This window comes from Paucilactobacillus nenjiangensis, from assembly GCF_005405445.1.
GTDB lineage: Bacteria > Bacillota > Bacilli > Lactobacillales > Lactobacillaceae > Paucilactobacillus > Paucilactobacillus nenjiangensis.
Map to the genome: position 1 here is coordinate 13,804 of NZ_BJEB01000022.1, position 15,115 is coordinate 28,918.

The 15,115-nt window shown below is 38.9% G+C and carries 13 protein-coding genes and 1 tRNA gene; 12 read left to right on the top strand and 2 right to left on the bottom strand.

The window, feature by feature from the left end; genetic code table 11:
* Window positions 1-3 precede the first annotated feature (3 nt).
* Complete coding sequence (gene glpK, locus FFM59_RS04665) at window positions 4-1,527, bottom strand: glycerol kinase GlpK (protein WP_137601889.1); 1,524 nt, start codon at window positions 1,525-1,527, stop codon at window positions 4-6.
* Window positions 1,528-1,670: 143 nt separating this feature from the next.
* Between glpK and FFM59_RS04670 the strand changes: the two genes are divergently transcribed.
* The 5 genes from FFM59_RS04670 (at window position 1,671) to FFM59_RS04690 (ending at window position 7,410) form a co-directional block, all read left to right on the top strand.
* Window positions 1,671-2,102 (top strand): VOC family protein, encoded by a 432-nt coding sequence (locus FFM59_RS04670; protein WP_137601890.1) that lies wholly within the window; start codon window positions 1,671-1,673, stop codon window positions 2,100-2,102.
* 101 nt (window positions 2,103-2,203) lie between these two features.
* Window positions 2,204-3,364: an MDR family MFS transporter gene (locus FFM59_RS04675; protein ID WP_137601891.1), complete on the top strand. Its 1,161-nt coding sequence runs from the start codon at window positions 2,204-2,206 to the stop codon at window positions 3,362-3,364.
* Between the two features lie 232 nt (window positions 3,365-3,596).
* On the top strand, window positions 3,597-4,988 hold the full coding sequence (locus FFM59_RS04680) for an amino acid permease (RefSeq protein WP_137601892.1): 1,392 nt from the start codon (window positions 3,597-3,599) through the stop codon (window positions 4,986-4,988).
* A gap of 306 nt (window positions 4,989-5,294) precedes the next feature.
* Window positions 5,295-6,692, top strand: a complete 1,398-nt coding sequence (locus tag FFM59_RS04685; RefSeq protein WP_137601893.1) for an amino acid permease — start codon at window positions 5,295-5,297, stop codon at window positions 6,690-6,692.
* A gap of 79 nt (window positions 6,693-6,771) precedes the next feature.
* The gene (locus tag FFM59_RS04690; protein ID WP_137601894.1) at window positions 6,772-7,410 is read left to right on the top strand and encodes a DNA alkylation repair protein; all 639 of its coding nucleotides are present in this window, start codon (window positions 6,772-6,774) and stop codon (window positions 7,408-7,410) included.
* 278 nt (window positions 7,411-7,688) lie between these two features.
* Here FFM59_RS04690 and FFM59_RS04695 read toward each other — a convergent pair whose 3' ends face one another.
* The gene (locus tag FFM59_RS04695; protein WP_170175934.1) at window positions 7,689-8,531 is read right to left on the bottom strand and encodes a MurR/RpiR family transcriptional regulator; all 843 of its coding nucleotides are present in this window, start codon (window positions 8,529-8,531) and stop codon (window positions 7,689-7,691) included.
* A 150-nt stretch (window positions 8,532-8,681) separates the two neighbouring features.
* Between FFM59_RS04695 and gnd the strand changes: the two genes are divergently transcribed.
* The 7 genes from gnd to FFM59_RS04730 all read left to right on the top strand — a co-directional run bounded on the left by gnd (window position 8,682) and on the right by FFM59_RS04730 (window position 14,943).
* Entirely contained in the window at window positions 8,682-9,590 is a 909-nt protein-coding gene (gnd, locus tag FFM59_RS04700; protein WP_137601896.1) for a phosphogluconate dehydrogenase (NAD(+)-dependent, decarboxylating), read from the top strand.
* A gap of 370 nt (window positions 9,591-9,960) precedes the next feature.
* Window positions 9,961-11,043: a PTS sugar transporter subunit IIC gene (locus tag FFM59_RS04705; protein WP_137601897.1), complete on the top strand. Its 1,083-nt coding sequence runs from the start codon at window positions 9,961-9,963 to the stop codon at window positions 11,041-11,043.
* A gap of 209 nt (window positions 11,044-11,252) precedes the next feature.
* Window positions 11,253-12,122, top strand: coding sequence for an ATP-binding cassette domain-containing protein (locus FFM59_RS04710; protein ID WP_137601898.1), 870 nt, complete (start codon window positions 11,253-11,255; stop codon window positions 12,120-12,122).
* Between the two features lie 3 nt (window positions 12,123-12,125).
* The gene (locus FFM59_RS04715) at window positions 12,126-12,644 is read left to right on the top strand and encodes an NAD(P)H-binding protein (protein ID WP_137601899.1); all 519 of its coding nucleotides are present in this window, start codon (window positions 12,126-12,128) and stop codon (window positions 12,642-12,644) included.
* Between the two features lie 63 nt (window positions 12,645-12,707).
* Entirely contained in the window at window positions 12,708-13,514 is an 807-nt protein-coding gene (proB, locus tag FFM59_RS04720; RefSeq protein WP_137601901.1) for a glutamate 5-kinase, read from the top strand.
* A gap of 17 nt (window positions 13,515-13,531) precedes the next feature.
* The gene (locus FFM59_RS04725) at window positions 13,532-14,776 is read left to right on the top strand and encodes a glutamate-5-semialdehyde dehydrogenase (protein WP_137601902.1); all 1,245 of its coding nucleotides are present in this window, start codon (window positions 13,532-13,534) and stop codon (window positions 14,774-14,776) included.
* A 94-nt stretch (window positions 14,777-14,870) separates the two neighbouring features.
* Window positions 14,871-14,943: transfer RNA gene (locus tag FFM59_RS04730), tRNA-Thr, on the top strand.
* Window positions 14,944-15,115 lie beyond the last annotated feature (172 nt).

The window sequence follows — 15,115 nt, forward strand, 5'->3', positions numbered from 1 at the left end:
AATTTATTTGGTGTTATTTAATGGCTTAAATAACTGGGTTGCAGAGATGGCATTTTTCCATCCACTGTAAAGCGTTTTACGCTTGGATTCTTCCATAGCTGGTTTGAATATTTTACCATCAGCAATAATTGCTTTCAATTCATCGGTATCTTTCCAATAACCAACGGCTAATCCTGCTAGAAAGGCAACACCCAGTGCGGTGGTATCTTCCTCAGCTGCTCGATCAATTTCGATATTTAAAATATCAGCTTGGAATTGCATCAAATAAGTATTACGTGATGCTCCGCCATCAGCCTTTAAGGTATTAATTTCTAAGCCCGTATCTTTGACCATTGTCTCGACGACATCCTTAGTTTGATAGGCAATCGATTGTAAGGTCGCTTTGATGAAATCATTTTTATTTGTTCCACGGGTGAGTCCAAAGACGGATCCACGAGCATCGGGATCCCAATATGGTGATCCGAGGCCATTAAAAGCCGGCACGACGTAGACTTCATCATTATTGGTGGAGGCTAAGGCGGCTTCTCTAGATTCAAAGGCGTTTTTAATCATGCCTAAGTTATCTTGCAGCCAATCGACGGCTTGACCGGCGACGAAAATAGAACCTTCGAGGCCGTACGTAATCTTACCGTCGACACCATATGCAATCGTTGTAATTAAATTGCTATCCGAAAGTTGAGGTTCTGAACCGGTGTTCATAATGATAAAAGAACCAGGTCCATAGGTATTTTTGACGTTACCAACTTCAAATCCGGCTTGACCAAACAGTGCGGCCTGTTGATCTCCAGCCATTCCAGAAATAGGAACTGAGGCGCCATAAAATTGAAGTGTTTGGGTCGTTGCGTAGATTTCCGAGCTAGAACGCACGGTAGGCATCATTTGAAGGGGAATGTTCATTAAATCTAACAATTCTTGATCCCATTCAAGTGTATGAATATTAAATAACATCGTCCGGCTGGCATTGGAATAGTCAGTTACGTGGGTTGCCCCATCTGATAGTTTCCAAGCAATCCAAGAATCGATGGTACCAAAAAGTAAATCACCATTTTCGGCAGCTTTTTGTGCGCCATCCACGTGATCAAGAATCCACCTAATTTTAGTGGCGGAGAAATAAGTATTAATATTCAGGCCAGTTTTGTCTCGAAATTTTTGTTGTTCACCGTTTTTAATTAAATCATCAACGATTTTGCTTGATTGCTGTGACTGCCAACCAATTGCATGGTAAATTGGTTCGCCAGTATTTTTATTCCAAACCACGGTTGTTTCACGTTGGTTGGTAATGCCGATAGCGGCAATGTTTTGTGGTTGAATGCTAGTGTTAATTAAAATGGTCGCAATAACTTGTTGTACTGCGTTCCAAATTTCGTTGGCTTCATGCTCCATCCAACCGGGTTGGGGAGTGAAGCTTTTTAACGGACGTTCGGTCTCGGCGACTTTGAAGCCTTTATGGTTAAAAATCATTGCTCGAGTCGTTAAAGTACCTTGGTCAATTGAGAGTATATATTTATCTGGTTCTTGTAATGCCATGAGATGTCCTCCAATCATGTAATCGCTTCCTTAATAATAGCATTTTAAATCACTAATATACAAAAGAATCACATAAGGTAATTTGACGGAAATGATATTTAACTCTATAATTTATATTCTAGCCCATCGGTCGGAGGAAAATAATGTCAGCACAGGTTTATCCATATCTATCATTTGAATGCGCAAAATCAGCAATTGAGTATTATACAGAAGTCTTTTTCGCAACAAAACAATATCGAAAACAAATTACAGAAGCACAAGCAGAAGGCTTCGGATTACCCGTTGACAAGCTTGAAGATACGACGATTCATGGTGGGTTCACCATCGCCGGTGTCGATATCATGTGTGCAGATGCCATTATGGATGCACCACAAACGTCGTCGCGTGTGTCCATCTTATTAGATTTTGGCACAGATGAAATTACTGAAGCTAAAAACTTGTTTGATCATGTTGCCCAGTCACAAACCGGGAGAGTCATTTTTCCGATTAGCAAACAAAGTTTTGGTGGCGGATTAGGACAGTTGGTCGATAAATACGGGATCACTTGGATGTTTAGAATTGATCCAGATAAATAGTTAATCATGAGCATTGAATCTTCTTTGATTGAGGCAAGAAGGTTCAGTGCTTATAATTTGTGTAAGGTTAATTGGTCAACAGAAATTATTGGGGTATTCAAATGAGCAAGACGCTAAAACTCAAGTGGATTGTGATTGCAAACTTTTTAAATAACGCAGGGGCAGCGTTGATGTGGCCGCTGACTACGGTTTATATGCATAATTATTTGCACCAAAGCCTGTCAACAGCTGGAATTGTGCTGTTGTTCATGTCATCAGCCATGGTTGCTGGTAATTATTTAGGTGGCTGGTTGTTTGACCATTGGGATCCGTATAAAACGGCGGTGGTGTCAGTCACAATCGCGATGGTAGCCGTCTTTTTACTCATCTTTTTTAATGATTGGCCAGTTTTTGCTGTTCTGTTGACAGTCGTCGGCTTCGGGGATGGGGCCAATATTACGGTGGTTAATGCCTATGCGGCATCAGTTAAAAGGAAATCATCGCGCTTTGTGTTTAATATTTTGTACATGGCGCTCAATGTAGGAGTGGTCGTTGGAACGTTAGCAGTGGGAATCTTGCTGCCCATGGGAATTCAAATTGTGTTTGGCGTCACTACCTTCTTTTACGTCTTATTCTTCTTAGTTACCGTGTTCAAGTTCAAAGTTCCAATTGAGAGACGCACAACTAAACCGGAGAATAAACGCCAGGGCACTGGAAACTTACAAATTTCTAAATTAGTGTGGCTAATCTGCGTGTTAGTGACTACCTCATATTTGAGCTATGCCTTATGGGAAAGCGTGATGGCGGTTCACTTAACGAACATGCACATTCCATTTTATGCGTATAGCATGCTGTGGACGATTAATGGAATTTTGATTATTATTGGGCAGCCATTTGTCAATATGCTGGCACCATACTTAAAACTGAGACGTCAAATTGAAATTGGCGTGGTAATTTTTGCAGCCTCGTTTATAATGTTGATATTTATTGATAGTTTTTGGGGATTTATCATTGATTTTGTTGTTTTAACGATTGGCGAAATGCTAGGGTTACCCGGGATTCCTGCTTGGGTGGATGAACTAACGAATCAGTCAGACACAGGTAAGTATCAAGGAATGGTCAATATTGCAATTTCGGTTGGTCGAGCATTGGGCCCATTATATGGTGGCCTAATCATTGACCATTTAGGCTATCAAAGTTTGTTTCTTTCCGTGGGCATCCTAATGATTTTGAGTTTGGGACTGTTCCTAAATCAAGTTAGACGAATGAAAAAGACTACTTAATTGATTTTTTAGGTAGTCTTTTTTATATGTTATAAAACATGACATATGCTTTGTCGGCTGTGAATTACAGCGATTTCTTATTTTGCTTGAATTAGCTAAAAGGCATAAAAATAACGAATATTTTGTATTATTTAACCAATGAATTAACTTTAATTTGGCCATATACTAATTTCTAATCTCATGAACGCGTGAGAACATTAATCAACCGTTAAGTCGGAGAGGGGTTAACAATATGGCACAAGAAGAAATTACAACAAATGAAGATGGAACCAAACGTGCACTGAGTAATCGACATGTGCAGTTGATCGCCATTGGAGGAACAATTGGTACCGGGCTTTTCTTAGGAGCGGGTAGTACTATTAGCAAAACTGGACCATCAATTTTAATTGTTTATATGATTTTAGGAGCTATTTTTTTCTTGATGATGCGGGCAATCGGAGAAATGTTTTATTCAGACCCGACGCAGCATACATTCGTTTCCTTCATCACTCGTTATTTAGGTAATGGCGTTGGTAAGTTTACTGGTTGGACGTATTGGGTAGGTTTGGTCTTTGTCTGTATGGCTGAAATTACCGCCGTTGCTACGTACGTTAATTATTGGTTGCCAAACGTCCCATCGTGGATAATTGAAGTGACATTCTTAGTCATTTTAACCGCCGTTAATTTGATTGCTGCTCGATTATTCGGTGAAGCTGAATTCTGGTTTGCCATGATTAAGATCGTAGCAATTATCTCAATGATTGCAGTTGGAGTTTACATGGCAGTCACAGGCTTCAAAACACCCTTTGGACAATCGTCATTCACTAATATTTCAAATGGGTATTCACTATTTCCTAAAGGTGTCAGTGGATTCATTTCAGCATTCCCAATGGTATTTTTCGCCTTTCAAGGAATTGAATTTGTCAGTATCACAATTGGTGAAGCCAAAAATCCTCGTAGTGTAATTAAAAAGGCTGTTAACGAAACACTCTTCCGGATTTTATTATTCTACATTGGAGCATTAGTTGTGATCATGGCAATTATTCCATGGCACCAACTGACAGCCAATCAAAGTCCGTTTGTTCAAGTATTTAAATTGGCTGGCTTGCCAGCCGCTGCAGCTGTTATCAACTTTGTCGTTTTAACTTCTGCCGCTTCTGCATTGAACAGTTGTATTTTCTCAGCCGGACGACATTTTTACCAATTGTCTACTGAATCTGAAGAAGGATCATTCATGCGTCGTCACTTTGCAGTGATTTCATCAACAGGGGTTCCTGCTAAAGCAATTTTAATTTCTGCTTTGCTAGTCTTCATTACTCCATTGATGACCATGACTCACAGTTTGGCCGCCATGTTTACCATCGTCACTTCAATCTCTAGTGATATGTATATCATCGTTTATACTTTATCTATGTTGGCACATCGCAAGTATCGTCAGTCGACTGACTTCTTACCAAATGGTTTTAAAATGCCAGCGTATCGCTTTACCAGTGCGATTACCATCTTAGCCTTTGCAGCAATCTTCATTAGTCTCTTCTTTATTCCAGGAAGTCAATTGCCAGCTATTGGTGCAGTACTTTGGACCTTAGCATTCGGTGGTTATTGTGTCTTTGAAGAACGTGGAAAGACGACGGTTGGAATTTAAATTAACTATCAAACAAAACATTAACTTAATCGGTGGGCAATTAAGCTAATTCGTAAATCGACTCGAAAAAGGGTCGATTTTTTGTTGGATTTAATTAAAATTCGGCGAGAATGTAACAACTAATGTAAGCAAACGTGACAAAGATAAAATTGATGGTATAGACCTATCTATTTGTACATTGTGTACAATCTATTTACACATTTTGTTGAGTTTGAATAATGCGTTAGAAAAAAATTCCCCATATACTGTGTTATATTCAAAAGTCGCAAATTTAATGAATATATTCATTTTGAAAAGGGGTTTATCATGGCAAAAGAAGCAATTACCACGAATGAAGATGGAACTAAACGGGCGTTAAGCAATCGACACGTGCAGCTGATTGCGATTGGTGGAACAATTGGAACAGGCCTTTTCCTGGGGGCTGGTAGCACAATTTCCAAAACTGGACCATCAATATTACTTGTGTACATGTTATTGGGTGTCGTCTTTTTCTTAATGATGCGCGCCATTGGTGAAATGTTTTATTCAGATCCATCTCAACATACGTTTGTTGCATTTATAACTCGTTATTTAGGTGATGGCGTTGGGCGATTTACTGGTTGGACTTATTGGATTGGTTTAGTTTTTCTCTGTATGGCAGAGATTACCGCGGTTGCCACGTATGTACAATATTGGTTGCCTGGAATACCGGCATGGCTGATTGAAGTTGTCTTTCTTGTTATTTTGACAAGTGTTAACTTAGTTGCCGCAAGATTATTCGGTGAAGCCGAATTTTGGTTTGCGATGATTAAGATTATCGCTATTATTTCCATGATTGCAGTCGGAATTTATATGGCGGTGGTTGGTTTTAAAACACCATTTGGCCATTCAACATTTACCAATATTTCTAATGGCTACTCATTATTTCCTAAAGGGGTTGGAAGCTTTGTAGCTGCATTCCCAATGGTATTCTTCGCTTTTCAAGGAATTGAATTTGTTAGTATTACAATTGGTGAAGCAAAATCACCACGTAAAATTATTAAAAAGGCCGTTAATGAAACGTTAATTCGGATTTTACTCTTTTATATTGGTGCATTAGTTGTGATTATGGCGATTATTCCATGGCGTCAACTGACAGCGGGACAAAGCCCATTTGTTCAAGTTTTTAGTTTAGCAGGCTTGCCAGCTGCGGCAGCAGTGATTAACTTTGTCGTTTTGACTTCTGCCGCTTCAGCTTTGAACAGTAGTATTTTTTCAGCTGGTCGTCACTTTTATCAATTAGCGAAAGAATCATCTGAAGATTCATTCTTGCATCGTCATTTTGCTACCATTTCTAAAAATGGTGTACCAGCTGCCGCCATTATTATTTCAGCAGCTTTGGTGTTTGTTACTCCATTAATGAGTATTACGGGGGGCTTAACAGCGGTCTTTACACTGGTTACCTCAGTTTCGAGTGACATGTATATCATCGTTTACACCCTGTCATTGTTAGCTCATCGTAAGTATCGTCAATCAACCGACTTCTTAGCAGATGGCTTTAAAATGCCAGGCTACAAGTATACAAGTGTGATTACGATTGTCGCATTTATCGCAATTTTCATTAGCTTGTTCTTTGTACCAGGGAGTGCCGTGCCTGCCACAGGGGCAGTCATCTGGACTGTCTTGTTCGGAGGCTGGTGTTTGATTGATGAACGTCGTCGTTCATCAGTGAATGTTAAAGGATAATTAAATCAAGCTTAATCTCAAACTGAGGTTAAGCTTTTTTCATGTATAATGTTGAGAAAAGCACATGAAAAGGTGAATTATGGATAAATTGATGCTGATTGGCGATGGGGATGCTCGAGTAGGTATGGAAAAATATATGAAAAATCATTTTCCATTTGTTGGCGTGCCTAAGCCAGAACGAACTAAGCAAACGAAAGCTGTTATTAAACAGTCAAAACAAATTGAACTCGTTGAGTTGCTGCAAACAATTGATGAACTCTACAATAGAAGAGAACGCGAATACAAATATGTTGCGATTGACTTAATTCAGGCAAATTATAAACGGTTTACAATCAAAGAAATGATACAGTTTGTCGATTATTTTAAAATCGATTCCTGGTGGGAAACTGTTGATACGCTGCGAGTGCCATTTGGTAAATTTATTTTGTTACATCCAGAAGAGGCCATGACAATTTTTGATTTATTTAATGGGAATGATGATTTCTGGATGCGGCGGGTAGCAATTACATTGCAACTCTCATTTAAAGATAAGACCGATACAAGTCTATTAGAAACAGCAATTTTACCAGATTTGACTACTGATGAATTCTTCATTCAAAAAGCAATTGGTTGGGCTTTACGGGATTATAGTAAAACCAATCCAACTTGGGTTCGTAACTTTATCCAAAAAAACGAACTGTCAAAATTGGCAGTTCGTGAAGGATCAAAATATTTATAAAAATAGAGTGTCGAAGCCATCGAATAGTTCACGAGCATCTAACGAAGGCTAAGCATGAGCTGTGGATTTCAGATTAGCTAAGTTAGGTGAGTGAATTGATGGGGGAGGCACGTTTCAAAAAATAGAGTGCCGACCAAAGTGTTCAGCTCCGGAGCATTAGCGAAAAATAAGCCGAATCAATTCGAACTTGGAATTGGTTTGGCTTAGTTAAGCTAAGTGACGGAGTTGCTTTGGGGAGGCACGTTTTAAAAATCAGCACGAATTGAAAGTGAAACACGTTATTCACGCGTTTGTTCAATCACCGAATTAATTCGTGATAACTTTGGACTATTATGGCGAGCTTCGTCACGCATAACTGACATGTACAAGCAATCGATGATGCTCATTTGAGAAATTAAAGATGACAATGCTTGAGAACGATACTTTGAATCGTCTGAAGCAGAGTAAAAAGTGACGGTCCCTAATTTTGCAAGAGCTGAACTAGAAAAACTAGTAATAACAATAATCGGCACGTGATTTTCTTTGAGAATCCGGGCCATTTTTAATGTATCCAAGTTTTGGCCAGAATGAGAGATGACGATGGCACAATCTTTTTCATCCATTTTAGCGGCTTGCATGAGTGACATATGGTAATCAGAGTTGAAGACGGATTCAACTTGAGTCCGAAGAAATTTATGATACCCATCTAGTGCGACTACTTCAGAAGCACCTAAGCCAAAAAATATTAACTGCTGACAGTGAGCAATTAATTCTACAGCTTGGTTTAATGAAGATTCAGATAACAAATCAAAGGTTTTATTTAAAGAAGAACTATTTGAACGGAAAACTTTTTCTGCTACCAGCATGTTTGAATCATGCTTGTCAATATCGGCTGAAATTTGATCTGGATTGTCGAGCTGTTGTTTGATAGCTAATTGTAATTCAGGATAATTATCATAGCCAATTCGTTTGGCAAACCGTGAGATGGTCGAAATGGAAGTATCGATTTCATCGGCAAGTTCTTGAATTGAACGATGATTACTATCTGGCAAGTTGTTAATCAAAAAATCAGCAATCTTTTGACTACTTGCCCCAAAGCCGGGTCGTTTGGAATAAATTCTATCGAATAGTTGAAGTGCCATGGTGTCCTCCTGTTGCTTATTGAAGTTTATTATAACAGATTGTGAAGTTTGTTGCATGATTTGCATAAAAATAATTTGCATTTTGATAGTTTTTTGCATATAATGTAATTCGTAATCAAAAACAAACGAAATGAAAGAAGGACTTTTAGTATGCGCGTTGGTATGATCGGCCTTGGTAAGATGGGTCTTAACTTAACTAAAAATATGCTTGATAATGGAATTGAGGTTGTTGGATTTGATTTGACAACTGAAAATGTAAAGGCTGCTGAAGAAGCAGGCGCTATTGCAGCAACAAGTCTTGAAGATCTTGTTTCTAAATTAGGCGACACAAAAATTGCATGGCTTCTTTTACCAGCTGGTAAGCCAACTGACGCTACTATTGAACAATTGACTACTCTTCTTGACAAGGGTGACTTAGTTGTTGATGGTGGTAACTCAAACTTTAAGGACTCATTACGTCATAACGAAATTGTGACTGCTGCTGGAATGTACTTCTTTGATTGTGGTACTTCAGGTGGCCAAAGTGGTGCTCGTAATGGCGGTAACTTCATGATTGGTGGAGACGACGCTGAAGTATTTGCTAAGTATCTTGATCCTATCTTCAAGCCAATTTCTGAAGAAGATGGTTACCTTTATACTGGTAAAGCCGGTTCAGGTCACTATTTGAAGATGGTTCATAACGGTATCGAATACGGTATGATGCAAGCTATTGGTGAAGGATTTGATGTCCTTGAAAACAGCCAATATGATTATGACAATGAAGCAGTTGCTAAATTGTGGAACCACGGCTCAGTTGTTCGTAGCTGGTTGATGGAACTTACTGAAGCAGCCTTTGCTAATGATCCACATCTTGATGAATTGCTTGGACGTATGCATTCATCTGGTGAAGGTCAATGGACTCTTCAAGAAGCACTTAACATGCAAGTACCAACTCCAGTTATCGCAATGTCATTAATGATGCGTTACGACTCAATGCGTAACCCAGAAACTAACTTTACTGGTAAAGTAGTTGCTGCAATGCGTGCTGGTTTCGGTGGACATGCGGTAGACAAGGCATAATTTACCCCGTGTGATTGGCAAGAGAGTATCAATAAGAGAATTTAACTAGATAGCGTGAACCGATTTTAAATCGGTTTGCGCTATTTTTTTGAAATTAGTTAACGTTGGTTAATTAAAATTAGATTAAAAAAACTGGCTAGAATAATTAGGTCAAATAACTCATTTAGTTATTGTTACTAATAGAAAAAAATAAAATTAAAATTGGCAACGGCCACTTAGCGGCACTTGGAAGCGCCATCTAGTCAAAATGCACAAAAATTACTTTAGATACCCTTGACAATTATATGATAACGAGATTAAAATAGGTTTTGTTCTCTAATGCAATTTTAATTTTTCAACACATAGGTCATCTAGGAAAGAGGTACATATTATGCAAAATGTAGAATCAGAAGGAAAAATGACAATCCGGGATTACGTCTATAACGTATCTTCCGCTGTCGCAAATGCAGTTTTAGTTATGTTAGGAATGGGACTTTTATTCCAATCAATTTCTAATATTACTCATTGGCAAGCTTTGGGCCAAGTTGGTGCAGTTATTCAAGTTTTACTTCCTGCAGCATTTGGTGCCGGGGTTGCGTCACAACTTAAAGTTAATACGTTGGTTATGTACAGTACAATGGCTGCTGCCGTTGTTGGAGCTAACGGAGCTTACTTAACTAAAGCACTTGTTAGTGGAACTACCGCTACAGGTTGGCAAGCCAAAGAAGCTGCTGGTTCAGTCATCATGACAACAGGACAACCAATTAGTGCAGTTTTGACAGCTCTTGTAGCTGTTATGGTTGGTAAATGGTTAACTGGTAAGACACCTTTGGATATGGTGCTTGTTCCATTGGGTACTACGTTTGTTGGAACATTAGTTGGTTTGGCTACTGGTAGTGTTGTAACACCTGCTTTGAACGCATTGAGTGCATGGGTTGCTGGTGCAATGCAAGTTAATCCATTACTTGGTTCAATGCTCTTGGCATTAGCTTTCTCAATCTTCTTGATGACACCTGCTTCTTCAGCCGCTTTAGCAATTGCGATTGCGCTTGATCCACTTTCATCAGGTGCAACATTGATTGGTACTACTGCTCAATTCGTTGGTTTCTTCGCAATGTCAATTCAAGAAAACAACATGGGTGCCAACATTGCCCAAAGTTTGATTACTCCTAAGGTTCAATTTACTAATTTGCTTAAAAATCCTGCTGCCTGTGTACCTACCTTCGTTGCAGCAATGGTTAGTGCTGCTGTTGGTACCTTGGTATTTGGATTTAAAGTTCCCTATACAATCGGTGGACTTGGCTTGAATTCATTAATCGCACCACTTAACTTGGCTTCAACTAATATGAATTCATTCTGGGTATATATCTTCTGTGGTATCGTATTACCTGCCTTCATTTCAGTTGTTATCTATCGTGTAATGCGTGCATTCAAATGGATTGAAGCTGGCGATCTTCACCTTGAAATCGTTTAAAATATAGTACCTATTCTACCTAATAAGTCTTGAGTCTTAATAAAAAACAGTCGATGTTCGCACTATGAACAACGTTGGCTGTTTTTAGATTAAACGGCAAGAACCGTTAAAATCAATAAAATGTTAACAGTACGAATTTAGTAGGGACAATGGTAATTGTCGCTACTTTTTTGTATTATTGAAGAAAGTGGTTTCAGGAGGAGCAATTGATGACGAAAATTCAAATCAGTAAATTATTTAAAAATGAGAAGAAACAGGTACTACTAGAAGATTTTTCTCGTCAATTTTTACCAGCGACAGTTTCTGCACTTGCGGGAACGGATTTTAATAGTGCAAATTCACTATTTGAGCTGATTGCCGGACAGGCAAAATTAGATGATGGCAGTATTTTGATTGACGGACAAGACAGTTATAAGGCCCGTAAGAAACTAGCAGACCAAATTGGTTATGTCGATGGTAATGATAAAAATTCGTTACGGGGCACGGTTGATGAAGTCATTAGTAGCACAGTAAAGAAAAATAATGGCGGGATTTCAAAAGACCAAGTGGCGGCAATTTTGAAACAATTATATATTCATCTGATTGAACCAGCAGACGGGTTAGAAGCAGGACGGTTACAACAACTTAAGATTATTGTCGAAATTGCGAAGGGAAAATCTATTTTGTTGTTAGCTAATCCGACAGCAGAAATGAATGAATTACAACGTACTCAAATTTGGCAACTACTCAGAGATTTTGCGAAAAAGACTCAGGCAATTATTATTTTTAGTAGTGATTCTATTTCCGAAATGCAGTATTTTGCAGATGAAATTTTGTATATCGATAATGGAAAATTACGACATGTACAAAAACTAATCACGCATGACACAACGGATTGCTTGGTGACGGTGAAAGGTACTGGTTTCCCAGTGGCAATGGCTGAAACCTTGGGTAGTTTTGTGATTCGTGAGGCCAATGATGAAATTAGATTTATCTTTAGTGGCAATATTCAAGCGCTGTTGCCACTATTAGAGCAAAGTACCATTACAGATATTAGAATTAGCGATGTAACCGTTAAAGATGAATTGATGAGGTTTTAACTGATGACCCGAGTGTTAATAGTAGATCAATTGAATAAAGGTTTGGCAACACTTATTAAACCAACCGTACTTGAGTCTGTTACGGTGAATTCATTTGATCAATTGCAACAAGATGATATTTTACTGTGGCTTCCAAATGATAGCGATGTTGATCAGCAAGTCTTTGGATTGATTGATGCGATTGATGGCAAACAAATTAAATTAAGCAAAATAGTGATGTTATCAATTGCTGGTGTGAATGGAGAAGTTGAGGAACCGAGACTGCAACAATGGTGGGGCTCGGATTATCAAAATTTAGTCTTGGATTATCAGTATGCGATAAAGATGATTGATGAATTGGAACTGCCGTATACAATCGTCAGGACGACACCTATCGTCATCAACGCGACAACAGCAGTCATTTCAAATGAAGGCACTGGGATTAACGGTGATAGAATTGGACAATCACAATTAGCCGAAGTACTGAGTGAAGCGTGCCAACCTAATCGCTATTTGAACCAGTCAATTGGGATTTCAGAGTGATGGGCTTGTGCAAAAGTTAAAAAATGATTAGAATTAAAGAAATATTAAAATGGCGGTGCAATGATGAGTAGTCGGTCACAATTTAAAACTCCCAAACGATTAGTGGTCAAGATTGGGACAAGCAGTTTGATTTATCCAGATGGACAATTGAATTTAAAAACGATGGATGAGTTAGCATTCACACTCAGTGCGGTACAAAATCGTGGGTTAGAGGTGGTTTTAGTGACCTCTGGTGCGATGGGAGTCGGTCTCAGCCAAATGCATATGACCAAGCGACCGGAAGCAATGGCACAGCAACAAGCTATTGCAGCGATTGGTCAAAATGAACTGATGTCGATTTTTAATCAACGGTTCGCTAGCTATAGTCAACAAATTGGCCAAATCTTGTTGACCCATGATGTGATGGATTACCCACTCAGTAAAAAGAATGTCTTAAATACATTTGAACAACTGTTGTTAATGGGTGCCATTCCAGTGGTTAATGAAAATGATAGTGTGTCGGTCGACGAAATGGATCATTTGACTACCTTTGGTGATAATGATCAATTGTCTGCATTGGTAGCCACTGCAATTGAGGCAGACCTATTAATTGTCTTGTCGGATATCGATGGATTATTTGATGCAGACCCACATACCCACCCCGATGCGCAGACAGTACCATTTGTTAGCGAAATAACTGAAGAAGTGGTAAACTCAGCTGGCGGTAGTGGAACGCGGTTTGGTACGGGTGGCATGATTACGAAATTAAAAGCTGCCAAACGCGTCATTGAGGCAGGCCATCAAATGGTGCTCGCTAATGGGGAAGACCCGAAAGTTATTTTTGATATATTAGATGGGAAATCAGTCGGTACGTTATTTGCACGGGATTAGTGAATGAAAAGGTGAATATCATGGATGATTTAATTACAATGGGTCAGCAGGCTCAGCAAGCTGCTCAACAATTGAGCCAACTTAGCACAAGTCAAAAAAATCATATTTTAAAATTAGTGGCACAATCTTTACGTAAACATACGGACGAAATTGTTGAAAAAAATAATCAAGATTTAGGCAATGCTGACGGCTTAGTATCAAGTTTTGTTGATCGGTTAACTTTAGATGATGAACGCATTGAACAAATTGCGGTTGGGGTCGAACAAGTCGTTGCCCTTCAAGACCCAATTGGGGATATTGATAAAGGTTGGAAAACCGAAGACGATTTGTATATCACAAAACAACGTGTACCTTTAGGTGTGATTGGGATGATTTATGAAGCGCGGCCTAATGTGACGGTTGATGCGTTTGCTTTAACCTTTAAAACCGGTAATGCCGTTATTTTGCGCGGTGGGAAAGAAGCTTTATTAACTAATATTCAATTGGTTGAAGCTATCAAAGAAGTTTTAAGAGATAACGACATTGATGAAAATGCCGTGCAAATTTTACATGATACCTCACATAAAACGGCGAATGAAATGATGGCCTTAACCGGTTATATTGACGTCTTAATCCCTCGTGGGAGTGCACGTCTCATTAAAACCGTTGTGGAAAATGCTAAAGTACCAGTCATTGAAACAGGTGCCGGCAACTGTCATATCTATGTTGATGAATTTGCCCAAGCGCAAATGGCAGCGGATATTATTGTGAATGCTAAAACACAGCGTCCTTCGGTTTGTAATGCCGCTGAAAAGATTGTGATTCATTCTTCTGTTGCAGAACAATTCTTGCCAATTATTGCGGCTGCTTTGAAACCATATAATGTTGAATTACGTGGGGATGAATGTGCCCGGGCAATTTTACCCGACATTAACGTCGCAACTGAAGAGGATTGGGGTACTGAATACACCGATTATATTATGGCAGTGAAGGTTGTAGATTCTTTGGATGAAGCAATCGAGCACATTAACAAATATAATACGAAACATTCAGAATCAATCATCACGGATAATTACGCGAACAGCGAAAAATTCTTACAACGTATTGATGCAGCTTGCGTGTATGTCAATGCTTCAACAAGATTTACCGACGGCTTTAAGTTTGGCTTTGGTGCTGAAATTGGTATTAGTACCCAAAAGCTTCACGCACGCGGGCCAATGGGCTTAAACGAATTAACTTCAACCAAATATTTAATTCGTGGCAATGGTCAAATTCGAGAATAAGTTAAAATAATTAAAAAAATATAAATTAATTTCAAAAAAACTATTGCACTTTTTTTATTTTCTGGCAGAATATTAAGAGTACGTTAGTTTTATTGCTCATTTAGCTCAGCTGGCAGAGCACTTCACTAGTAATGAAGGGGTCACAGGTTCGAATCCTGTAATGAGCATAGTTAATAGTCCGCGTAGGTGTATATCGAACCTTGATACCTAATCAAATATTCAATAAAAGCAGGCTTCCACAATCGTGGAAGCCTGCTTTTTTTGGTTCTTTGTCAAGAAGTACTGATGACCTAGAATTTCACAATCATTAACATCAAGCTGCTAGTTTCTCCGTTGTCG